This window comes from Sunxiuqinia sp. A32 (genome assembly GCF_052690465.1).
Genome location: NZ_JBQYLI010000009.1, coordinates 43,268 through 65,551, shown reverse-complemented (window position 1 = coordinate 65,551; position 22,284 = coordinate 43,268). Strand labels below are relative to the sequence as shown.

The following is a 22,284-nucleotide window of genomic DNA, read 5'->3' as shown; positions in this document are numbered from 1 at the left end:
AACATGTTAAACTTTAATTTTTACAAAATGAAAACAAAACTTTTACCCCTTATGATGATGGTGGTCGCGATGCTTGCGGCTACTGCTGTGTTCGCACAACCAAGTTCTCCTCAAGGAACGGCTGCAACAAAGACTGCACTTGATGGTTCGACAGAAACCTATTCAGTAAACTTAGTTTCTGCGACAGATGGAGTTCAATATGTATGGGCTTTATCTGGAGGATCAACTACAAACACTGTTGGTACAAGAACTTATGCAACTGGATCACTGGAAAATCCAAATGAAGTAAGTATTACATGGGATGATGCGACCGCTGGTCAGACTTATACATTGACAGTATATGTGGTGGATGAGAATGCTTGTTATTCCGAAATGAAAAGTTTAGAAATAACAATTGAGAAAGCAACGATTGATATTGATGCTTCTCAAGTTGCAACAACATGTGCATGGCTCGGCGGTGAAGGTATTAGTGGTAATACTGTAGCAAGTGATGAGTTTGTGGTTGATGTGACTTCTGATGGAGGTATTACACCTGCGGCAATTCAATATCAAATTCTAGATGCCAGTGATAATGTATTAGATACCAGAAGTGCATCTGTTACATTGTTGACAGGTTCATTTACAGTCTCATTAGATGGAACTTTCATTAATACAACTACTTCAGATAGAGTTCTTACGATCAAGCTTTTGAGTGCTACTGATAGTGATTCAAATTCAATGGATATTGGAACTACTGAAGCAACAGTAACAATTCATCCAATCTCTGTGATTACATTCAATTAGTAGTTAAGATTTTTTGAAAGGCTGGCTACGGTCGGCCTTTCTTTAAAAAATTTGCGATTCAGGGTTAATTGGGAGAGGTGTACCTCTTGGTGCGCTGGTTCTGTATGAATAAACTTAAACGGAATATATTAGTTCTCTTGCTAAGTGCAACATTTGGCATATGGTCGAATATTGCTTTTAGTCAGGCAGCCGATGAAACGGTAGTGCTAAATTCCGTTCATTCCTATTCATCAACTGGTGGCTCCGGATGGACATATAATTGGCAGTTAACAGATCCTGAAAATAATCAAGTAGTATTAAGTTCTACTGAAACTTTTGAAATCAGTCAGACTGAAGATATTACATTCACCGAATTGGGAACTTACATTTTAAGCGTTCAGGCCATTAATGATTTGGGATGTTTGAGTGAATTGTACGTAAAAAATATTGAGGTCATTCCAATACCAAACGAGTCTCCGGTTGCAGTAGATGACACATATTCTGCAAACGAGAATACGGGTATTTCAGGAAATTTCCTGGCTAATGATACTGACCCAGATGATGATCCATTAACCGTGACTAGCGTCAACTTGTTAGAAGGACCAAATGGTACATTTAATTGGAATTCTGATGGATCTTTCACTTTCACCCCACCAACCGATTTCTTTGGCACGATAATTTACGAATATGAGGTTTGCGACGATTATGAAACTCCTTATTGTGATCAGGCTACAATTACTTTTAACTACACTGGTAATACCAGACCAATTGCTGCAGATGATATTTTTGAAACCGATCAGGACACTCCATTAAATGCAAATATTATCAATAATGATTCTGATCCGAATGGTGATGATCTGCAAACAACAATCGAAAATAAACTTACCGATCATGGTTCGGTCGCAATTAATTCAGATGGTACGTTTACTTACACACCCACCCCAGGATATTTTGGGCCGGATGAATTTTTATATGAATTATGCGACAATGGCACGCCTGGGAAATGCGACCTTGGCATGGTCACTATAACTGTTCTGGAGGTTGTTGTATTTGATCGGGTGGCTGTAAATGATATTGCAGTTGTTTTCGAAAATGCATCATTGAGCGGGAATGTTCTGGAGAACGATATTAATTTTGGTGGAAGTGGAATTTCAGTTTCAGTTCCTGCGGGAAGTGAGACTGTGAACGGTGTGCTGACGATGAATCCGGATGGATCTTACAGTTATACGCCAAATCCAGGATTTATCGGAACTGATAACTTTTACTATGAGGTTTGTTCAACCGAGGTGCCTGCTGGATGCGATGACGCGAATGTTACTATTCGGGTAATTCCGCAAGAAATTACAACCGTTAGTATTGTCACTAATGATGATGAGGCTGAAACGATTGTCAATGTCCCGGTTTCAGGCAATGTATTGTCAAATGATTTTTCACCGGTTGGTGATGAATTATTTGCCAATCAAACGCCAGTTCAAAACCCAAGTTACGGTCAGGTTTCTATTAATTCTGATGGAAGTTTTGAATATACACCAGACGATGGTTTTGTTGGAGAGGATTATTTTATATACCGGGCTTGTGGAATAGTTACTGGTGATTGCCAAACTGCAAGAGTGACGATATTGATTAAAGATGAAACTGATGCCCCGATATTTGCAGTTGACGATGTTTACCAGATTTTTTCAAATGAAATTGCATTCGGAAACTTGACAGATAATGACATTATTCCGAACGGAAAAACACTTACTGTAAATTCAACTCCCCTTCGTCAACCAGTAAGTGGAATAGTTAATATAAATAATACTGGTGAGTTTACTTATACACTAACATCTACGATCTATCCGTTTGTTGATCATTTTGTATATGAGGCATGCGATTCCGATGGTAATTGCACACAGGCAAACGTATATATTGTAGTTGCGGAACAACCAGAAGAGTATGCTGATTTAGCTGTGGTTAAAACCGGGCCGGAGGAAGCAAATCCCGGAACTGTGATAAATTACCAAATTACTGTTAGCAATAGTGGAAATCTAACTGCACAAAATGTAATTCTGGATGACTTTTTACCTGCGTATATTTTAAATCCGCAGTATACTGTAAATGAAATAGAACCAGCTTCAGCATGGACGGGGCAACTTAATTTGGGTGAATTAGGTAATGGAGAGACCGCCAACATTACAATAAGTGGGATGATCGCGGATAATGCTCCAAATGTTTTAAAAAATTATGCTAGCGTAATCAGTGATCAATATGATCCGAATTTGGGAAATAATTCATCCACTGTAGAAACGAACACCAATCGTTCACCAATTATTGTTGTTGAAAATGGTCTTATTCAGAATATTGGCTGTTGTTATGACTCGGGCTTGCAACTGGATGCGAGTCAGTCAATTGGTGCCGGCCAACTTTCATATCTATGGGAGCCTTCAACGGGGTTGAATGATCCCAATTCTGTAGCTCCTGTTTTCAGCGGAACCTCTTCAACCGAATATACTTTAACTGTTACTTCTGAAGATGGAGCAAGTTCTGTTGAAACAGTGTCGATAGTAATTGCTCCTTGTCCCGAAATTATCTTGGATGAGCAGGTATTTGTTGCTGCGTCCAATGAGTCAGTGATGCTGGATGCTTCTGAGAGTATTGGGAATGGTCTTACCTATTCATGGTGGACAGCTGGAAATGAGTTAATCATTAGCGGGCAAACCACTCCAACTCCAATTGTGAGTGGGCTTGGTAAGTATTATCTGCAAATTACGGATGAATATGGTTGTACTGATTTGGATTCAATAAGCGTTGGCTTGCTGGTGCAAATTCAGGCAGTTGATGATTCACTGAATATGCTGGTAAATACTTCGGTCGATATTAATGTGTTGAGAAATGATATACCTCAGGATGGAATCAATCCGGCCACCGTGGCAATTATTTCTCTTCCAGAACATGGTGTTGCTACTGTTACCTCTGACTCGATTATTACTTATACACCAGATCAATATTTTGCAGGAAGTGATGACTTTATGTACACGGTTTGTGATTTTCTGAATAATTGTGATGATGCAACCGTACTGGTGATTGTAAACGACGAATCATTATTTGTTCCCAACGCATTTTCGCCAAATGGTGATGGATACAATGATTTGTTTGTAATAAAAGGAATTAGTCAGTACCAAAGAGTTTCCCTGAAAGTATTTAACAGGTGGGGTAATTTGGTGTATGAAACCGGGAATTATGGAGAAGGAGCAGGTCGAGTTGGTTTCTGGGATGGTATTGCGAATAACGGAGGCGATGTTCCAACGGGAACCTACTATTATATTCTTGACTTAGGAAATGGAAATGAAAAATTGAGTGGATTCATATATATAGATCGATAATTAAAATGAATTTTAACTTTTTGATATTGAGTGAACTTATATCTTTGCATACTTTGTAAATGGGGAATGAATTAAAAAATATATTTCTGTTTATTGGACTAAACATTCTGTTGTTTGTCAATCATAAAGATCTGAGAGCCCAGCAAGATCCGATGTTTACTCAATACATGAACAATATCCTGTCTGTTAATCCGGCTTATGCTGGCTCACGCGATATGTTGAGTATGCAGGTTATTTCCCGAAACCAATGGGTTGCTTTTGATGGAGCTCCGGTAACTCAAGCATTATCTTTACACACTCCTTTCACAAAATATCACATGGGAGTTGGGCTTTCATTGTTGAAAGATCAATTAGGGCCGGTATCTCAAACCGGAGCTTATGTAGATTATTCGTATAGCCTGGATTTTACAGAGGGAAGGTATTTGTCGTTTGGCTTGAAAGGTGGAATTAATTTTTATGAAGCTGCACTTACTGATTTAAGTACTGTTGATCCGAACGACCCTATATTTGTCAATGATATTAATCGTAAATTTCTGCCAAACTTCGGGTTGGGACTGTTTTACTATACTGATCGCTTTTTTGCTGGCTTATCTGTCCCTAAAATATTACAGAATGTAATCAACGAACACGACTTCTCTTCTGAATTTTTAAACAAGGAACGGATACATTATTTTTTAATGACGGGTTACGTTTTCGATATAAACAGAATAATTAAATTTAAGCCTTATTTTTTGGCGAAGTACGTTCAAAATGCACCGGTTTCAATAGACCTAACTGCTCAGTTGTTGTTTTATGAGCGACTTTGGCTTGGTGCAATGTGGCGAGTTGGCGATGCTGTTGGTTTAATGATGCAACTGCAATTAACAAGTCAGTTGCGAGTTGGGTATTCTTACGATGTAAGTGCGAATGCGCTGAGTACATTTAATAATGGGACGCACGAAATTCTAATTGGCTGGGATTTCAATTTTGGAAGAGGAAGAGTTCGTTCGCCAAGGTATTTTTAAATTTGATCAGGAATATGCATAGAGCATTCAAAATAATTCAATTATCACTTCTATTCATTTTTATGGCTGGCTTTGTTGCCAATGCTCAAAAAATGACCATTAAAATGGCCGACAAAAGTTATAATGATTTTGCGTTTGTTGAAGCGATTGAATTGTACGAATATGCATATGATAAGGATCCTGAAAATGCATATGTAATTCGAAGACTGGCTGATTCGAACCGAAATATTGGAAATACGGAAGAAGTGGAGAAGTGGCTGAAAATATTGATTGATAGCCGAAATGATGAGCCGGAAGATTTATTTAATTATTCGCAAGCATTAAAGAGTAATGGCAGGTATTTGGAGGCCGAACAATGGCTGAAAGAATATTCAGAAATAAGGCCGGAAGACGGCAGGATCAATATTCAGGCATCTTTGCTGGAGTATATCCAGTTTCTGCATAGAGACTCCAGTCGCTATGTAGTTCGCCATTTGTCTATAAATACAGAAGGTTCTGAAATGGGGCCAGCTTATTATCGCGACCAGGTGGTTTTTGCATCAACGAATTTTAGGAGCGATGTAATTGAGCGTAAGTATAAATGGAATGATTTACCCTATCTTGACTTATATCTTGGTGATGCAGCTGAAAGCGGAGATTTGATCAATGTAAAACCTTTCGCTCCTAAATTGAAAACTACTTACCATGACGGACCAGTTTCTTTTGATCAGAAAGAAGATAAAATGTATCTGACCCGAAATAATGTGGGTAAAACTGGCGCAACAAAAGGAAAAGAAGGTGCCGTGAATTTGAAAATTCTCTTTGCGGGTGTTGAAGATGAAAAGTGGGAATATCGCGGCGAGTTTCCGTTTAATAGTAATGATTATTCCGTTGGACACCCAGCGATCGATAAAAGTGGAAAAGTATTGTATTTTGCTTCAGACATGCCAGGAGGATATGGAGGATCAGACATTTATTTTTCAACTTTCTCAAATGGCTTTTGGAGTGAGCCATTCAACTTAGGACCTAAAGTCAATACGGAAGGGAATGAGTTCTTTCCTTTTATTAGTAATGATGGAGTCTTGTATTTTTCATCGAATGGCCATGGAGGAATTGGAGGATTGGATGTTTTCTTTTCAGTTCCGGAGCGTGGAGTATTCAACACCGTGGAAAATATGGGGTATCCAATTAATAGTCCCAAAGATGATTTCGGTTTTGTCTTAAATAGTATTTCAACCGAAGGTTATTTTGCATCTGATCGAAAGGGAGGAAGAGGGAGTGACGACCTTTATTATTTCCTGATTAAGTATGTCCCTGTTATCATTCGAGGTGTTGCTAAGGAACGTGAATCACGGGAAATTCTTCCTGACACAAAAATTTCAATCATTAATGAATATGCCGATACCATCTTTACCAGTACAACTGGGAGGGATGGGCAATTCGAGTTTGAAGTTAATAAAGGCATGGAATATATTGTTCGGGGGACAAAAGAGTTCTATTTCCCAAGTGAAACGGTTGTCGAAACGAATGATTTAAGACCCAATGACGAAGCATTTGTTGAGTTGTTCCTTGAGGTTGAACCCGAAGATGATTCTCCCGAGCCAATAAAAATGGAGGAAGAAGATGGTGAGCCATTGCAGATTATTGAAATGGAGTTTGTGGAGTATGAAGAGGGTAGTGCCATTCTAACGGAAAAAACCATTAATATGCTTGATCGCCTAATCGCAATCATGAAAAAGTATCCAGAAATGGAAGTGCGTCTGGAGTCGCATACCGATTCGCGGGGTGATGACGAAGAAAATATGCTCCTGTCTAAAAGACGTGCAAGAGCTGCTTTTGAGTATATCAGCGAGCGGGGAATTGACCCGGATCGGGTGGAATATGAAGGTTACGGTGAAACAAGACTATTGAATAAGTGTGACGATGGAGCGGATTGCACAGAAGCCGAACATGCAGCCAATAACCGCACCATCGTTAAAGTGGTTAAAAAAGGTGAATATAAGGGCAAACGCAATAAGCGTAGTATCTTCTATTTCTAATAATATTTGGTTGCCTGGTTTTAGTCGAATCCTAATTATCTGTCAAATTCAATCCTTTTACCTCGAATATCCGGATTAATAATTCCACGGTCAAAAGCCAATTGACCATTCACAAATGTATGTGTAACCAGATGATTAAAAGTGGTGCCTTCAAATGGAGACCATCCACATTTATAAAAAATATTTTCTGGTTTAACGATCCAGTTTTTATCCGGGCTTACCAGAACGATGTCAGCATAATATCCCTCCCTAATAAAACCGCGTCGGTTAATTTGGAACAACTTTGCAGGAGCATGGCACATTTTTTCAACTACTTGTTCCACCGTGATTTTGTCTTGCTTGGTGAATTCAAGCATAGCAGCCAATGAATGCTGAACCAATGGTCCTCCAGAAGGAGCCTGAAAATATGGATGAGATTTTTCATCGAGAGTATGAGGGGCATGGTCTGTTGCAATTACATCAATTTTATCAGAAAGCAAAGCTTCCCAAAGTGCATCTCTGTCGGCAGCTGTTTTTACAGCCGGATTCCATTTTATGCGCGTCCCATATTCAATATAATCTCGCTCTTCAAACCAAAGGTGATGCACACAAACTTCTGCTGTAATCTTCTTTTCTGTAACTGGTCCCGCATTGAAAAGCTTCATTTCTTCTGCCGATGTGAGGTGCAATACATGTAGGCGAGTTCCAAATTTACTGGCAAGTTCCACTGCTTTCGATGATGATTTGAAACAAGCTTCTGCACTTCTAATTTTTGGGTGGCGTGAAATAGGAACAATTTCGCCATATTTCTGACGGTAAATCTCCGTATTGCGTTTTATTATTTCTTCATCTTCGCAGTGAGTTGCAATTAACGTTGGTGCATTTTTAAAAATTTCAGAAAGTGTTTGCTCATCATCCACCAGCATGTTCCCAGTTGACGATCCCATGAAAACCTTAATTCCACAAACCTTTCGAGGATCGGTAGCAAGAACTTCATCCAGATTGTCATTGGTTGCGCCCATATAAAATGAATAGTTTGCGGCTGAAACCTGTGCCGCTCTATCGTATTTTTTTGCCAATTCTGCCTGGGTGGTAGCCTGAGGTTTGGTGTTGGGCATTTCCATATAGGTGGTCACACCACCCGCAACTGCCGCCCGCGATTCCGTGGCAATTTCTCCTTTATGGGTAAGTCCTGGCTCACGGAAATGAACCTGATCATCAATCGCACCAGGGATTAAAAACCTTCCTTCTGCATCGATAATTGTTGCATCTTTTTTTACCTGTTCAGGAACTTGTGGTTCTTTATATATCTTCTTGATAAATTCATTCTCAATAAGCACACTTCCCGGGAAACGTTCTCCTTCATTTACAATAATGGCATTCGTTATGATGGTTTTCATGATGTCAATTTTTAGTTCCTTTATTACAAATTTACGTATCTCAAAAGAAAAGGCTACAATCTTGCAGCCTTATTCTAAATGTTTATTATTGATAAAATGTTCAACTAATTTTCTTTCAATTATTTCGTCGGGTGCTCATATTTCCTGAACCAACTCCTAATTTTCATTTTTAAAATACCCCAGAGAGCTTCGTTAAATATACCTCCACTCATTTTTGAAGTGCCTTCCTGTCTTTCTGTGAAAATGATTGGTACTTCAACCAGGTTGAATCCATGTTTCCATGCAGTGAATTTCATTTCAATCTGAAATCCATAACCTTTCAATTTTACTTTATCAAAATCGATTGTTTCAAGCACTTTCCTGCGATAGCATTTGAATCCGGCAGTGGTATCCATCACCTTCATTCTGGTAATAAACCGCACATAAACGGATGCAACATATGACATTAGCACCCTTCCCAAAGGCCAGTTGATTACATTGATTCCTGAAATGTATCTGGATCCTATCGCAACATCGGCGCCATCTTGGCATGCTTTGTAAAGGTTTTCGAGATCATCGGGATTATGGGAAAAATCACAATCCATTTCACATATATAATCGTATCGATTTTCAATGGCCCATTTAAAGCCTGTTAGGTAGGCCGTACCTAGACCTAGTTTTCCTTTTCGTTCAATTATGTGCAACCTTTCAGGAAACTCAACTTGCAATTTTTTTACAATTCCGGCAGTTCCATCAGGAGATCCATCTTCAATAATCAAAAGTTCAAAGGGTGTTTCAAGAGAGAACACTTTACGAATCATTTTTTCGATGTTCTCAATCTCGTTGTAAGTTGGTATGATGACAAGATTTTTGTCCACTTCTAAGACATTTTATATTCGTCTACGAAAGTAAGGTTTTTAAACCATTTATATTCATTTTTTTAACGCTTCCATTTAATTTTTAACAGCTGTTAAAAGTAGCAGAGCACACATATGTTCATTGTTAAAAATGTATTAAATTGATTTTTTATAAGCGTAATAGATGACTTATTGTCTTTAAATAGTTGCACATTTGTGACAAATAGATATTCAAATTAGCATTTGGTTGTCAAAATGGGAAAGTTATGGAGTTTAAATGTCGAAAAGTAGGCAATGAATGCTATGGGCTTAAAGAACTTGTATTATTATCGGAAGTAACCCAAAGGTTAATTCAAAGTAAGGAACTTAAGAATGACCTGGATGCCATTTTGGAGTTGTTGGTCAAACATTTGAAAGCTGAGCGCAGTATCCTGACGATATTTAATCGTAAGAATTCGAAGATATATATTGAATCCGCATACGGTTATACGCAGGCACAGCAGGCGCGGGGCAAATATAAGCTTGGGGAAGGCATTATTGGGCGGGTAGTAGAACTTTCAAGGCCTGTGGTCATTGAAAAAATATCGAAATCAAGTCTCTTTTTAAACCGAACGCGTCAGGAATTGACGAAGGATGGAGAAGAGCTTAGTTTTGTTTGTGTGCCAATTATTGAGGAAGGGAAGGTTACAGGTACACTCAGTTTAATTAGAGTTTTCAATCCGTTTATTACAAATCAGGAAGATTTAAACCTGTTGTCCATAATCGGAGGCTTGATTTCAAAGGTGGTTCGATCAAGACAGGAACGAATGGAAGAACTCGAACTGTTGAGACAAAAAAACCTGGAATTGCAAAATCAGGTGAAAGATGACCACCGACCTGTAAACATCATCGGAAATTCAGGAAAGATGCGGGATGTTTACGAATTAGTGAATATGGTTGCCGAAACTAATTCTACTGTTCTGATTCGTGGGGAAAGCGGAATAGGTAAGGAATTAGTGGCAGATGCTATTCACTTTTTAAGCAAGCGGGGAAAAAAGAATTTCATCAAGGTAAATTGTTCTGCCCTGCCAGATAGCCTCATTGAGAGTGAGTTGTTTGGGCACGAAAAGGGAGCATTTACTGGTGCAGACAGTCGGCGAAAGGGACGCTTTGAGCTGGCAGATGGAGGCACCATTTTTTTAGATGAAATTGGGGATATCCCACTATCAACACAAGTAAAGATACTTCGGATTTTGCAGCAGCGGGAGTTTGAGCGATTGGGAGGTACAGAAACCATTAAAGTGGATGTACGGATCGTAGCTGCGACTAACAGAAACCTGGAAGAGTTGATAGATAAGGGAGAATTTCGAGAAGACTTATTTTATCGGATTAATGTGTTCCCGATTTATATCCCCCCCTTGCGTGAAAGGAGAAACGATATTCCAATGTTGGTTGATCATTTTATTGAAAAATTCAACAAAAGAAATAACACCAAAATTAGTCGAATAACTACTTCTGCGCTAAATATGTTGATGGTGTATTCGTGGCCTGGGAACATTCGAGAGTTGGAAAATTGTGTGGAAAGAGGCTGCATTTTAACTACTGATAATGTTATTCACAGTTACAATTTACCACCATCGCTTCAAACGGCTGATTCATCGAATACCCGCTCACGAGGCGGAATGACATATACGGTTGAGCAAGTAGAGAAGCAGTTGATTCGGGAGGCACTGACAAGCACGCAGGGCAATATTGCTAAAGCTGCCGAGTCATTAAAAGTTACAGAACGAATGCTTGGTACCCGATTGAAAAAATATGAGATAGAGGCATGGCGGTTTAAGGTATAGGGATTGATTTTCCGAATTGATGAAGAATCGAAAGACTGATTTTTTCTTTTTAAGTACTTTTGCTGAAAACAAAACTCATGAACTATACTTTTCTTCAAATTGATTTGAACAAAGAGGAGCATTGTGGGCAGTTGATTCGTTTACTCGACGCGTACATGCAGGATGAAATGGGAAATGGGGCTCCGATGTCAAAAGAGCTTGCGCCCAAAATTCTGGATGGTTTGAAGAATTATCAGGGGTATCTTGGTTTTTTTGCGTTGGTAGATGGAGAATTCGCTGCATTGGCAAATTGCAATAAAAATTATTCAACTTTTAAGGCAAGTCCTTTAATGAATATTCACGATTTTGTGGTTCATCCGGATTATCGAGGTAAAGGAGTTGGAAAATTTTTACTGGACAGTATTGCGGAATATGGCAAACAAAATGGGTACTGTCGAGTCAACCTGGAAGTTCGTCATGATAACATTAATGCGCAAAAGCTCTATAAAAAGGCCGGCTATCAACAGTGTCAGCCACCGATGTATTTCTGGGAGAATAATTTGTAGTAGAGTTTGAAATTTTTCGAAAACGCCTCAACCTATTTTCACAATTACACAGGTTACAATACCTTGTTTGAGTATATGGGCTAGGTACTACTCGGCTGGGTGGTCTAGTTTCTTCCTTGTGCCAGGTTAAGGATAGGGGATCAAAATGATAATTCCCAATTTCTGTTTGAATAGCTGGAGGTCTGTTGGGGCGCGTATGGTGGCAAATACAATTACATTCATGTGGATATTTGATAGGGGTGATGATTTCATATTCTGTTGTATCGGATTCAATATAAGATTTTGGTTCTTCTCTGTCTCGAATAACAAAATAGGCATTGGGACCGCAGGAACTCAAAAGAATGAAGAATGCAATAGTCAAAAAAGGGATGATTGTTTTCATGACTTGAGGCTTTGATTTTAACAAAACAAATACCTTGCCAGTTCAAAGTTCAATTTAGAATTATATTTTTGAATCATGATTAATGTGTTGGTTTACAATGGTTATTTGTTGTAATTTGATTCAAAACCATTAAATCAACAGTCATGGAAAAATCAGTATATCAAGATGCTTTGTGGTATCACCAAAAAGGTCGTCCCGGGAAAATCGAAGTTGTTCCCACCAAGTCACACCACACACAATACGATTTATCACTTGCCTATACTCCCGGAGTTGCCCAGCCCTGCCGTGAGATTGAGAAAAATCCTGAAGATATTTATAAGTATACATCCAAGGGAAATTTGGTAGCAGTTATTTCAAATGGGACTGCTGTTTTAGGATTGGGGGATATTGGTGCGGCAGCCGGTAAGCCCGTAATGGAGGGGAAAGGAATGTTGTTTAAAATTTTTGCTGATGTGGACGTGTTCGATATTGAAGTTAATGAAAAAGACCCTGACAAGCTCATTGAAGTGGTAAAAGCAATAGCTCCGACATTTGGGGGCATCAACCTCGAAGATATTAAAGCACCAGAATGTTTTGAGATTGAAGAACGGTTGAAAGAAGCTTTGGACATTCCTGTTTTTCACGACGACCAGCATGGAACTGCAATCATCTCAGCAGCTGGATTAATAAATGCATTGGAACTGGTTGGAAAGAAAATTGATCAGGTTAAAGTAGTGGTGAATGGGGCAGGTGCCGCTGCGGTATCTTGCGCTAAGCTTTATATTTCCCTGGGTGTTAAAAAGGAAAATGTTGTCATGCTAGATAGTAAAGGTGTTTTAAATACTCGTAGGAAAGACCTGAATCCGGTTAAGCAGCAGTTTGTAACACTGAGGGAAATTAACACCTTGGGAGAGGCAATGGTCGGAGCAGATGTATTTCTCGGTCTTTCGGTGGGCAATGTGGTTTCTAAAGAGATGATCAAATCAATGGCAGACCAGCCAATTGTTTTTGCAATGGCAAATCCAACTCCTGAGATTTCCTATGAGGACGCTACGAGTGCACGCGACGATATAATTATGGCGACAGGAAGAAGTGATTATCCAAACCAAATCAATAATGTACTTGGATTTCCATTCATTTTTAGGGGAGCGCTGGATGTGCGCTCAAAAGTGATTAATGAGGAAATGAAGATTGCTGCGGTTCATGCATTGGCTGGTTTGGCAAAAAAGTACGTTCCTGAATTAGTTACCAAAGCTTATGGAATGGAAAGTATTGTTTTTGGCAAAGATTACATCATTCCGAAACCTCTTGATCCAAGGTTAATAACCACAGTTTCTCCAGCTGTGGCAAAAGCAGCGATGGACACGCTTGTCGCTCGTAAGCCAATCACGGACTGGGACGATTATGAAAGGGAACTTGGAGCCAGACTGGGGATGGAAAATAAACTGATAATGACCATTTGTGATAAAGCAAAAAAAGCTCCTAAAAAGGTTGTTTTTGCTGATGCCAATAACATCAAAGTGGTTCGTGCTGCGAGATTTGTGAAGGAACAGGGAATTGCACATCCAATTTTGCTGGGCGATCATATGGAAATTCAGCATTTACTCGATGAAAATAAAATGGAGCTAAACGATATTCCAATCATTGATATCTACAAAGACATTTCCGGTGAAAAGAGAGCAGCGTATGCCAATCTTCTTTTCGAAAAAAGAAAGCGGAAGGGGATGAGTTTTGACGAAGCTTTAGAGAAAATGTACAACCATGATTACGTTGGTTGTATGATGGTTGAGACAGGAGAGGCGGATGCTTTCATTTCTGGCTTTTCCCGAAAATATGCCGATACCATTCGTCCGGCGCTGCATGTCATCGGCACCAAGGAAGAATTCAATCATATCGCAGGAATGTATATCATGTTAACACCGAAAGGACCATTGTTTTTGGCGGACACAACGGTTAATTCGGATCCCGCGCCACAAATAATTGCCGATACTACGGTATTGGTTGCCAATGAAGTAAGGCGTTTTAAAATTGAACCACGGATTGCAGTTCTTAGCTATTCCAATTTTGGTGCATTCAAAGGCAAAGGAAGCCCGGTTCGGGCGAGCGAAGCAGTAAAAATACTTCACCGGGATTATCCGGATTTGATGGTGGATGGCGAAATGCAGGCGAATTATGCTCTTAATGGTGCTTTGAGAAACAAAAAGTTCCCGTTTACGAAATTAGGTGATCAGGATGCCAATGTGTTGATCTTTCCCAATCTGAGTTCAGGGAATATTTTGTACAAAGTATTGCAAGAGCTCGGCACTGCAAAAGCGATTGGGCCGATATTACTTGGAATGAAGAAATCAATCCATGTTTTGCAGATGGAAAGTTCGGTTCGGGAAATAATTAACCTGGTTGCCATTGCGGTAGTTGATGCGCAGGAAACATTGCATAAAAAATAAGGACTAACCTATTATTATTATTATTATTATTATTTAACTGATATAGATATCTGGAATTTTGTGACTTGAATCACACGATTCTAGAATGGAAAATATTAACTTGCCATTCCTAAAATCAACGACTTAATTATGACTTTATTAATCATCTTTCTCGGTTTTTTGTTTGGCGCAACTCTGCAGATTGCCAGACTCAACAGGTATAATGTTATTAGTGGAATGGCCACACTTGAGAACTTAGCAGTCGCAAAGGCTATTGCAGTAGCTATCGGTGTCGGTGCTATTTTAATCAATCTTGAAATAGGTTTTGGATTTGCATCCTATCATGTTAAGCCTTTTATTCTTGGTGGAATAATGATCGGCGGTTTAATATTTGGTGTGGGAATGGCTATTTTGGGATACTGTCCAGGTACTTTGGCTATTTCTCTGGGCGAAGGTTCTCTCGATGCCTTGTGGGGAATAATTGGGGGACTAATAGGCGGTTTGGTATACACTTTATTGCTTCCGGGAATCAATCCAATCTTGGGACCTAATTTGGGAAGTATTTCCCTGAATTCATTAGTTGGTGGTAGTTCATTCGTTTTCTATCTGTTGGTTTTTGTTATTGGTGGCGTATTTATTGTGTCCTCCTTTATTTTAAATAAAATTGAAAAGAAAAAGGATTGGAACTGGTTATATGCAGGAGTTGGCTTAGCGGTTTTAAATATGATCGTATTCTTAACCGTAACGACCAATCGTATTATCGGGGCATCTACCACTTACCCTTATTTAGCTAATTTATTGACAGGGAATACGTCGAATGACTATTTCATAAAAATTCAAACACCAGGTAATTGGGAGCTTTTGTTTTTAGGTGGAGCTTTTGTTTCGGGTATTATAATTTCTCTTTTTAGAAAAGAATTTAAATTCACGCTGATACATGATAACTGGAAAAAATACAAAGGCAATTCTTCACCAAAAAGGATTGCGTGGGCGTTAGTTGGTGGCTTTATTTTGATTTTTGGGGCCCGAATGGCAGGTGGCTGTACCAGTGGACATGTAATTTCCGGAGGAATGCAACTTGCCGTTAGCAGTATTGTATTTGCTGTGTTTGTGTTTGCTGGATTGCTTATAACAGGAAAAGTCTTTTATAAAATGAAAAAATAATTTGAGATGGAACTTATAATTGTTTAATCATCTCAAACTGTTTACCTGTAATTGAAACACCTTTTGATAGTAAAAATTGAGTGATTGATTCACAGTTGATTTCGGTATTGATTATTTTGATTGAATCTTTTCGATTCGAAGAGTTTGCCAATTTGAGTAAAGCTGTTGCAATTCCTTTTCTGCGGTGTTTCTTATCAACTGCCAGTTGAGTAATGTCGCCGGAGATAGGTTCGGAAATGCAGTAGCCAACAAGCTGTTGGTTTTTATAAGTACCAAATATTTTGAAATCCTCTTGCTTTCGTTTTACCGCATCAAAATTGTTTTGCCACGAAGGTTGAAAATCCCAAAAAGCAGATGCCTCACTTTGATTTGGCAAATTGATTAGACGAATGTAGTACACGTCATTCAACGGTTTGGAGTTCAAATGAAGTTCGTTGATTGAGGCAACAAAATAATTGAACTCGCGGCTTACTTCAAAACCGGCTTTTTTATATACAGAAATGGCTGTAGGATTGTGTTGCAGCACTTCGAGTAAATACCGAGAGATTCCATGTTCCTTTAAAAATGGGACTGAATATGAAAAAACTTTGCTGGCTAATCCTTGTCCGCGATACGCTTCAAGTGTTCCCGTTCCTGTGTCGTATGCAGTTTTTAGTCCATTGAAAATCCCAATTCCATTTAGAGTAAAAGACGTGATTTTCTCACCATCAAAAGCCGCAAAAGAAAGTTCAGGAACAAAACCACGTCGCGTTAGCATGGTTCGTAATTCTTCTTTGTTCAACTGCATTTCGTAGTCTTTAAATGCTTCATTAAAGGCAATGAATATGTCGTCGAAGCGAGTGTTCGTTAAAGATTTAATTGTTATCATGGCTTTGTTTTATTGTTTGTTGTCAATCAAAAATTGTATGATTTCATTTTCAAATTTTCTTAGAATTTTGTGATTAAAAAGGAGATGTCCCATTTGAGGAACTAGTATCAATTTGGAGTTTGGTATACATTCGGCAGTTTGTATTCCTCCATATTTATCCACCAAGTAATCTCCTTCTCCATGAATGATAAGTGCTGGAATGTTAAGCTGTTTTAATTGATCACTTCGATCAGTCAAATTGGCTTGTGCTTTTACATACGATTCGCCAAGTGCTCCTTTGATTTCCTGTCTTTTGTAAAGATTTTTCGTGTAGTTAATTGCTAGTTCTTCATCAAAATCAGCAGTTCCGTTTAAATACTTCCAAACCTGTAAAAATCCATTTAAATCTTTTTCATAATCATTTTGAGGGCTGGTCTGCATGAATATTTCCCAGGTTTTTTCAGGGGGCAATGGGACTTTGGGAGAATTAGTTGAGGAGGAAGCTGATGTCAGTGTTACTATTCGCTCTGGAAAATGAATGGCTATTAATTGTGCAATAAATCCACCCATTGAGTGTCCAACAACATGTGCCTTTTCAACATTAAGTGAGTCCAAAATTGCAAGGGCATCTTTCGCAAGTTTTATTGTATCATAAGGGTATTTCTCAAAATCTATCTTGGAAGAATATCCAAAATCACGGTGATCATACTTGATCACAAAAAAGTTTTTCCGCGTAAGGTTCTCGCACAATCGATCTGACCAAAAAGATGAATTTGCACCAGCCCCAGAAATGAATATGACAGCTTCATTTTGATAGTCTCCGTAGGTTTCAACCCACAGTTTTAAATTTGTTTCGATTTTTATAAACTGAACATTTTTCGTCATAAAATTGATGTATTGCTCAGAAAGTAACTATTACATTCCCTTTTTTATGGCCTTGATCGACATATCGATGTGCCTCTGCCATTTCTTCAAATGGATAAGTCTTATCAATAACCGATTTTAGTTTGCCATTGAATAAGAGCTCATTCTTGAAAGGTCATCTTTCTTATAATCAACAACCAATTCTGCTCCAAGTGATTTTACCAAGTCCACATTTTGGGTGCTACAAACCGCAGTAACTTCAGCTCCAAAATAGTTGGCTAATTGAACCGCATACGTGCCAACAGCTCCTGAAGCACCGTAAATCAGCATCTTTTGCCCTTTTTGAATATTTGCTTTACGCACAAAATATAAAGCTCCAATTCCCATAAATGGAACCGATGCGACTTCCTCGTAGGAAAGATTCTTTGGAATTTCAGCGATGATGCCGTCCTCTTTCATGATGAGATACTCAGCATAACAACCAAAACTCAGCCACGGAGTGGATCCGTAAACACGATCCCCAGTTTTGTATTTCGTTATTTTCTGACCAGTGAACTCAATTTCTCCGGCAAACTCAACACCCAATATTGATTTTTTGGGTCTTCGTAATCCTAATAATAACCGGAATGGAAACCAAAATAAAAGCGGCACCCGAAAAGCTCGAATCCTAACATCTCCTGCTGTTACTGTTGTTGCCTTAACTTTAATCAGAATCTCATCTTCCTTTGGAACTGGGTTGTTCATCTCCTGCATTTGGAGAACATCCGGAGCCCCATATTTGGTACAAACTATTGCTTTCATCTGGATTATTTAGACTTTCTAAGGCCAATAACAAGTAGCCATATACCAAGAGCTATTTCACTCAGCATAGGGATTATAAATATCCATTCCAAAACAGTTGTAATATTTTTTGCCTCCGGGGAAAGTAGTTTTAGAGAATTCGTGATAACGTATCCAACAAAAGCAAGTACAAGCAGAACTCCAAAGATTTTTGGACAGAAACCTGACTTGAATAATAAATATCCCAGGAGAAGAACATGAAGTCCAAACACCACTAGCCCAAGGGACCATGTATCGTAAAAACCTTTGATGTGAATCAGAACCTGCGTTTGTAGTTGCTCTGTTCCCAAGATCGCTGCGAAATCTATCCCCCCAATTAGTGAAAGAACCTGGACTAGGTTCATGATGGCTGTACCCAAGATTGCTACATAGATCAATCGGAACCATGCCATAATCAGTGACATATTTTTATTTACAGGCTTGAGAAAGATATACAGTCCCCAAGCAGCTATAACATCACTGATGAGAATGATGAGCCAGCTAAACACACCAATCCGAAAAAGCATACTGGATGCCGTAACGTTTTTCATCGTTTCCGAAGCGCTGTCCGGAACATAAAGATGCCCAATAGATACGTCAGTCGCGATTACGGCAGCAACAGTCATAACGAGAATTGAAATCCCCGCAATGATCGCGGCTTTTCGTTGGTTGATGTCGACGATTTTCGTTTTCATTTGACAGGTATATTTAAAAATTAATTAGTGAACATGTTTTGAACAGCATCTGGCCATTGTACTTCTCCTTTTTAATATAAACAATATTTACAAACACCGGTATCAATGGTTGAGACTTGTTTTAGTCCGATCCCCAATAATTCAGCTGAAGTGAAATCGAAAAATGTACAATAGGGTCGAATATCTCCCTCGCCGATGGCTTCCCAAAAGGCAACCATTTGGCAATTCCTGGTCTCAATACTCATCTCAAAATCATCGCTTTTAGTTCCGTCAATGACTTCGGTTGGCCAACCATTTTTGGAAACACTTTTCCCTACTTTTTTTAAATATCGACGCATCAGTTTGCTTAAGTAAACTTTGCCGCCAAATCTTAAGAGAAAGGAGGGAACCTTCTCTCCTGTTGACCGCGTATCTTCAATCGAGAATCTGATAAATTGTTCGGTGCTAATTCCTATTGCGTTCATACCTTTTTTTATCGCAGCCATTTTGCTGGCAGTAACCATCAACGCATCATACATGGGGGTTTGGAAGCTTCGAATGTGTATAACAATTTCTGGATATACTTTTCTTGCTTCAGCAAAAATTTTATCCGCAGCTTCCGTTCCAAATTGCCTGCTTATCGATTTTCTTTTTGATTCCAAGTATTTCGGAAAACTCCGGATCAACTTGCGTTGTTTCTTCTCAACGATGGGAGAAATAGATTGTTCGTGTTTAATTTGAGTTTCCATTTTCGCTTTGTTTTTTTGATTATAATTTTCGGGCTTTGATGTAAAATATCTTGTATTGTTCGCCTAATAAAAGGCTTTTGGAGATCTGGAGGCCATTATTTATAAGTAAGTTTTCTATGCTTTTGTGGGTTGTTTTTTCCAAAGTCGCTTCCTTCGAAGGTTTTCCAAATATTTTTAAATACCGCATGCCCATTTTCAGTCGGTTGAAAAAGCTCATGTCGTTTATCGCAAACGAGGTAATAATTAATGAGCCTCCTTTTTTTAATACCCGTTTACTTTCCTTAATTACCCGATCGGCGTTGCCAATAATATGAATCAAATTTGCCATGAAGACGGTGTCAAAACTCTCATCCTCATAATGTAAGTTTAATGCATCCGCTTTTTCAAAAACAACATTTTTCAAATCACCTCTTTTCTTTTTGGCCAATTCAATCATTTCATCAGAAAAATCGGTTGCGAGAACCTTTTCTGCAATTGGTTGAAGAGTTTCGGTATATAAGCCGGTTCCACAACCCAACTCTAAAATATATCCTGAATCTTGTTCCCTGGACAGCTCCACATGTGCTAGCGAAAGAACTTTTTTGCCAACTACAGCGCTTTGTTTCTCTTCAAACTCATTGGAGAATTGACTCCAATAGGTTTCTTTGTTTACAGTTTCCATTGTTGAGTTTTTACGTTGATGAATCCTTTTACGATCAGCCAGATACCCATGAAAATTTCATTTAGAATAATGGGTAAAGCGAGAGCCATTCCTGCATTGGATTGAATAGTTGTAAGGTTTAGCACAATAATTCCGCTAACTCCTATAAAGCCCCAGATTGAAATAAACCGTGGTAAGAATTTTGTGCGATATAGAAAGAAATAGAGCAAAAGTGCACCCAAACAAAAGAAGAGGGGAATTAGGATGCTTGCTATATCGCTGCGCGCCGTCAAGATAGACTCCCCAAAACCAGCGTTCGATTTTAAGATTGAAAGAGGGATAAAAGCTGCAGCAAGGCATGATACCATTTCCAGAATCCGGAAGCATAAATAGCCAATGGCAATTTTGACACTTTTCAACTTTAAGACTGGAAACAATAGTATTCCTATTCCAAGAACTGCAAAGGCATTGATCATTTCCAATAAAACGCCTGTTTTTATTAGACTTTCATTTTCTGAAATCAAAGTTGTGTTGATTGGCTTCGATAATATCGATTCCAAAATACCTCCACCAGTGAGGCTTCCAATCATTGCAACAAGGAATAGTATTCCGATGATTCTCGCAGTTTTTTTGAATGGATCCATACAGTCTTGTTTTTTTCTATTGTCTATTTAGCTAATTGGGCATCGGGCATATTTATGCCTTTTGCAAGAAGCCATATCCCAATTGCGATTTCAAAAATTCCGCTTGGTGTCCAAAAAATGAATTGATTTAATTGCATTGCTGCTAACTCGGGCATTAATATGTACATCAAAGCATGAACGAAGATGAGTGCAAAAGAAAGTATACCAAATCCAGCGATTATTCTGGGAACAAAGTTCGATTTGAAAAATAAATAGCAAAATAGGATCATGTCCAACCCAAGAAATACCATCGGAACAGCCATTATAGCTTTGTGTGAGTTTAGAAGCAATCCGATAGGAAATTGTAGTTGCTCTGGGGGCAACCCAGTTGGATAAAGGTCATTATTGATGAATTGCAGTGCAATAAAAGGAATTAGTACAGCAACAGCCGCTAGAGTCGCCTCTGCCAATTTTAACAACAATGCAAGCATTGCTAGACTTTTGCCTGTTGCTTTGAGTATTTGATAAAGAGCTAAGGCCAATACAATTAAGCCAATAGACATAAATAACTCGATGCTTATACCCACGCGAAAAAGCAACTCGTTTTCCAGGATGTTGTTGACCGTTTCGCTGATATTGTCAGTGACGACAAATTTGGAAAGGATAAATGTCCAGTTAATAAAGGGTAGCATTAAATTTAATATGAAAAATGCGCCTGCGACTCGTGCAAGCTTCTGGGTTGAATTCATTTCTTTGATTTTTAGTTTTATAATTACAGGATGATTGGCAACCGATTTATAAGTTACTAAAAAATGTTCTGAATTACAGCTTGTTAATTGTCTGATCTTTCATTTTTACGGCCACCCTGGATATTCCCGTACGGCTGGCTGATGGGCTTGCTTTGTTCAATTCCACTTTTATAATGGCATCGGCACCCATTTGGGCCGCTTTCTTTTTGACGTGTTTTACTGCTGCATCGCCGTTCCCAATGGCATCGACTGCAACCGAGCCCATAACAAGGTATTTTTGATCCAGGTCGCCAGATTAGATCTGAACCTGTTCTGGTCGCGTTGGAGTGTAACTAACAACGCCTGTTTGCGGATAGTAGGCGTAAAAACAGCTTGTAAAAAGCACACCCAGTATCATATCTGGTAAAATATTTGTTTTCATTACCAGTTGTTTTAATTTGTTATTCTTCTCAATATTTTGTCGAAATTAGCCGATGTTACAACCAGTCCAACTCCAATTCCAATGATTAATGATGCCGCAAAAATTTGTACTGAGTTTTGTAGAAAAATGAATCCAATTCCCAATCCCAACATGGTGGTTGATCCGATTATCCAAGTGTTTTTATATTCGTTTTTCTTTTTCATAATTTTTAGTTTTTA

Annotated in this window: 21 protein-coding genes; 8 read left to right on the top strand and 13 right to left on the bottom strand. The window is 38.7% G+C overall.

Annotation, left to right across the window (positions count from 1 at the left end):
* Nucleotides 1-27 precede the first annotated feature (27 nt).
* The 4 genes from ACUNWD_RS10960 (at nt 28) to ACUNWD_RS10945 (ending at nt 7,146) form a co-directional block, all read left to right on the top strand.
* A complete protein-coding gene (locus ACUNWD_RS10960) occupies nt 28-783 on the top strand; it encodes a hypothetical protein (protein WP_445587850.1) in 756 nt (251 codons plus the stop codon).
* 104 nt (nt 784-887) lie between these two features.
* Nucleotides 888-4,124: an Ig-like domain-containing protein gene (locus ACUNWD_RS10955; RefSeq protein ID WP_445587849.1), complete on the top strand. Its 3,237-nt coding sequence runs from the start codon at nt 888-890 to the stop codon at nt 4,122-4,124.
* Between the two features lie 59 nt (nt 4,125-4,183).
* Nucleotides 4,184-5,128 (top strand): PorP/SprF family type IX secretion system membrane protein, encoded by a 945-nt coding sequence (locus ACUNWD_RS10950; RefSeq protein ID WP_445587848.1) that lies wholly within the window; start codon nt 4,184-4,186, stop codon nt 5,126-5,128.
* 14 nt (nt 5,129-5,142) lie between these two features.
* Nucleotides 5,143-7,146 carry an OmpA family protein gene (locus tag ACUNWD_RS10945; protein WP_445587847.1) on the top strand — a complete coding sequence of 668 codons (2,004 nt, stop codon included), beginning with the start codon at nt 5,143-5,145 and terminating at the stop codon, nt 7,144-7,146.
* Between the two features lie 35 nt (nt 7,147-7,181).
* Here the strand turns inward: ACUNWD_RS10945 and ACUNWD_RS10940 are convergent, their stop codons facing one another.
* Both ACUNWD_RS10940 and ACUNWD_RS10935 read right to left on the bottom strand, forming a co-directional pair.
* Complete coding sequence (locus tag ACUNWD_RS10940) at nt 7,182-8,525, bottom strand: dihydroorotase (protein ID WP_445587846.1); 1,344 nt, start codon at nt 8,523-8,525, stop codon at nt 7,182-7,184.
* A gap of 119 nt (nt 8,526-8,644) precedes the next feature.
* Nucleotides 8,645-9,382 (bottom strand): polyprenol monophosphomannose synthase, encoded by a 738-nt coding sequence (locus ACUNWD_RS10935; RefSeq protein WP_445587845.1) that lies wholly within the window; start codon nt 9,380-9,382, stop codon nt 8,645-8,647.
* 245 nt (nt 9,383-9,627) lie between these two features.
* Here ACUNWD_RS10935 and ACUNWD_RS10930 point away from each other — a divergent pair, with 245 nt between their 5' ends.
* The 4 genes from ACUNWD_RS10930 to ACUNWD_RS10915 all read left to right on the top strand — a co-directional run bounded on the left by ACUNWD_RS10930 (nt 9,628) and on the right by ACUNWD_RS10915 (nt 15,680).
* Nucleotides 9,628-11,187 carry a sigma-54 interaction domain-containing protein gene (locus ACUNWD_RS10930; RefSeq protein ID WP_445587844.1) on the top strand — a complete coding sequence of 520 codons (1,560 nt, stop codon included), beginning with the start codon at nt 9,628-9,630 and terminating at the stop codon, nt 11,185-11,187.
* Between the two features lie 77 nt (nt 11,188-11,264).
* Nucleotides 11,265-11,732, top strand: a complete 468-nt coding sequence (locus ACUNWD_RS10925; RefSeq protein ID WP_445587843.1) for a GNAT family N-acetyltransferase — start codon at nt 11,265-11,267, stop codon at nt 11,730-11,732.
* Nucleotides 11,733-12,257: 525 nt separating this feature from the next.
* Nucleotides 12,258-14,537, top strand: a complete 2,280-nt coding sequence (locus ACUNWD_RS10920) for an NADP-dependent malic enzyme (RefSeq protein ID WP_445587842.1) — start codon at nt 12,258-12,260, stop codon at nt 14,535-14,537.
* 129 nt (nt 14,538-14,666) lie between these two features.
* Nucleotides 14,667-15,680, top strand: coding sequence for a YeeE/YedE thiosulfate transporter family protein (locus ACUNWD_RS10915; protein WP_445587841.1), 1,014 nt, complete (start codon nt 14,667-14,669; stop codon nt 15,678-15,680).
* Nucleotides 15,681-15,693: 13 nt separating this feature from the next.
* On the opposite strand, the gene ACUNWD_RS10910 is transcribed toward ACUNWD_RS10915, so the two are convergent.
* The 11 genes from ACUNWD_RS10910 to ACUNWD_RS10860 all read right to left on the bottom strand — a co-directional run bounded on the left by ACUNWD_RS10910 (nt 15,694) and on the right by ACUNWD_RS10860 (nt 22,269).
* Nucleotides 15,694-16,548 (bottom strand): GNAT family N-acetyltransferase, encoded by an 855-nt coding sequence (locus ACUNWD_RS10910; RefSeq protein ID WP_445587840.1) that lies wholly within the window; start codon nt 16,546-16,548, stop codon nt 15,694-15,696.
* A 9-nt stretch (nt 16,549-16,557) separates the two neighbouring features.
* The gene (locus ACUNWD_RS10905; RefSeq protein ID WP_445587839.1) at nt 16,558-17,412 is read right to left on the bottom strand and encodes an alpha/beta fold hydrolase; all 855 of its coding nucleotides are present in this window, start codon (nt 17,410-17,412) and stop codon (nt 16,558-16,560) included.
* Nucleotides 17,413-17,428: 16 nt separating this feature from the next.
* Nucleotides 17,429-17,521 (bottom strand): zinc-binding dehydrogenase, encoded by a 93-nt coding sequence (locus tag ACUNWD_RS10900; protein ID WP_445587951.1) that lies wholly within the window; start codon nt 17,519-17,521, stop codon nt 17,429-17,431.
* 8 nt (nt 17,522-17,529) lie between these two features.
* Nucleotides 17,530-18,192 (bottom strand): NAD(P)-dependent alcohol dehydrogenase, encoded by a 663-nt coding sequence (locus ACUNWD_RS10895; RefSeq protein WP_445587838.1) that lies wholly within the window; start codon nt 18,190-18,192, stop codon nt 17,530-17,532.
* A 5-nt stretch (nt 18,193-18,197) separates the two neighbouring features.
* On the bottom strand, nt 18,198-18,905 hold the full coding sequence (locus ACUNWD_RS10890; RefSeq protein ID WP_445587837.1) for a DUF4386 domain-containing protein: 708 nt from the start codon (nt 18,903-18,905) through the stop codon (nt 18,198-18,200).
* A 71-nt stretch (nt 18,906-18,976) separates the two neighbouring features.
* On the bottom strand, nt 18,977-19,633 hold the full coding sequence (locus ACUNWD_RS10885; protein ID WP_445587836.1) for a hypothetical protein: 657 nt from the start codon (nt 19,631-19,633) through the stop codon (nt 18,977-18,979).
* Between the two features lie 19 nt (nt 19,634-19,652).
* Entirely contained in the window at nt 19,653-20,294 is a 642-nt protein-coding gene (locus tag ACUNWD_RS10880; protein ID WP_445587835.1) for a class I SAM-dependent methyltransferase, read from the bottom strand.
* Nucleotides 20,282-20,917, bottom strand: a complete 636-nt coding sequence (locus ACUNWD_RS10875) for a DUF4386 domain-containing protein (RefSeq protein ID WP_445587834.1) — start codon at nt 20,915-20,917, stop codon at nt 20,282-20,284. The genes ACUNWD_RS10880 and ACUNWD_RS10875 overlap by 13 nt, the downstream gene beginning before the upstream one ends.
* A gap of 23 nt (nt 20,918-20,940) precedes the next feature.
* Nucleotides 20,941-21,645 carry a DUF4386 domain-containing protein gene (locus ACUNWD_RS10870; protein WP_445587833.1) on the bottom strand — a complete coding sequence of 235 codons (705 nt, stop codon included), beginning with the start codon at nt 21,643-21,645 and terminating at the stop codon, nt 20,941-20,943.
* Between the two features lie 73 nt (nt 21,646-21,718).
* Nucleotides 21,719-21,910 (bottom strand): hypothetical protein, encoded by a 192-nt coding sequence (locus ACUNWD_RS10865; RefSeq protein ID WP_445587832.1) that lies wholly within the window; start codon nt 21,908-21,910, stop codon nt 21,719-21,721.
* 167 nt (nt 21,911-22,077) lie between these two features.
* Nucleotides 22,078-22,269, bottom strand: coding sequence for a hypothetical protein (locus tag ACUNWD_RS10860; protein ID WP_445587831.1), 192 nt, complete (start codon nt 22,267-22,269; stop codon nt 22,078-22,080).
* Between the last annotated feature and the right edge of the window lie 15 nt (nt 22,270-22,284).

Bases quoted from the DNA above. Each gene is read 5' to 3' on its own strand.
- ACUNWD_RS10895 (WP_445587838.1), bottom strand. From the start codon at position 18,192: ATGAAAGCAATAGTTTGTACCAAATATGGGGCTCCGGATGTTCTCCAA.
- ACUNWD_RS10955 (WP_445587849.1), top strand. From the start codon at position 888: ATGAATAAACTTAAACGGAATATATTAGTTCTCTTGCTAAGTGCAACA.
- ACUNWD_RS10905 (WP_445587839.1), bottom strand. From the start codon at position 17,412: ATGACGAAAAATGTTCAGTTTATAAAAATCGAAACAAATTTAAAACTG.
- ACUNWD_RS10925 (WP_445587843.1), top strand. From the start codon at position 11,265: ATGAACTATACTTTTCTTCAAATTGATTTGAACAAAGAGGAGCATTGT.
- ACUNWD_RS10945 (WP_445587847.1), top strand. From the start codon at position 5,143: ATGCATAGAGCATTCAAAATAATTCAATTATCACTTCTATTCATTTTT.
- ACUNWD_RS10920 (WP_445587842.1), top strand. From the start codon at position 12,258: ATGGAAAAATCAGTATATCAAGATGCTTTGTGGTATCACCAAAAAGGT.
- ACUNWD_RS10910 (WP_445587840.1), bottom strand. From the start codon at position 16,548: ATGATAACAATTAAATCTTTAACGAACACTCGCTTCGACGACATATTC.
- ACUNWD_RS10885 (WP_445587836.1), bottom strand. From the start codon at position 19,633: ATGGAAACTCAAATTAAACACGAACAATCTATTTCTCCCATCGTTGAG.
- ACUNWD_RS10950 (WP_445587848.1), top strand. From the start codon at position 4,184: ATGGGGAATGAATTAAAAAATATATTTCTGTTTATTGGACTAAACATT.
- ACUNWD_RS10860 (WP_445587831.1), bottom strand. From the start codon at position 22,269: ATGAAAAAGAAAAACGAATATAAAAACACTTGGATAATCGGATCAACC.
- ACUNWD_RS10865 (WP_445587832.1), bottom strand. From the start codon at position 21,910: ATGGGCTCGGTTGCAGTCGATGCCATTGGGAACGGCGATGCAGCAGTA.
- ACUNWD_RS10960 (WP_445587850.1), top strand. From the start codon at position 28: ATGAAAACAAAACTTTTACCCCTTATGATGATGGTGGTCGCGATGCTT.
- ACUNWD_RS10870 (WP_445587833.1), bottom strand. From the start codon at position 21,645: ATGAATTCAACCCAGAAGCTTGCACGAGTCGCAGGCGCATTTTTCATA.
- ACUNWD_RS10880 (WP_445587835.1), bottom strand. From the start codon at position 20,294: ATGGAAACTGTAAACAAAGAAACCTATTGGAGTCAATTCTCCAATGAG.
- ACUNWD_RS10940 (WP_445587846.1), bottom strand. From the start codon at position 8,525: ATGAAAACCATCATAACGAATGCCATTATTGTAAATGAAGGAGAACGT.
- ACUNWD_RS10890 (WP_445587837.1), bottom strand. From the start codon at position 18,905: ATGAAAACGAAAATCGTCGACATCAACCAACGAAAAGCCGCGATCATT.
- ACUNWD_RS10915 (WP_445587841.1), top strand. From the start codon at position 14,667: ATGACTTTATTAATCATCTTTCTCGGTTTTTTGTTTGGCGCAACTCTG.
- ACUNWD_RS10875 (WP_445587834.1), bottom strand. From the start codon at position 20,917: ATGGATCCATTCAAAAAAACTGCGAGAATCATCGGAATACTATTCCTT.
- ACUNWD_RS10930 (WP_445587844.1), top strand. From the start codon at position 9,628: ATGGAGTTTAAATGTCGAAAAGTAGGCAATGAATGCTATGGGCTTAAA.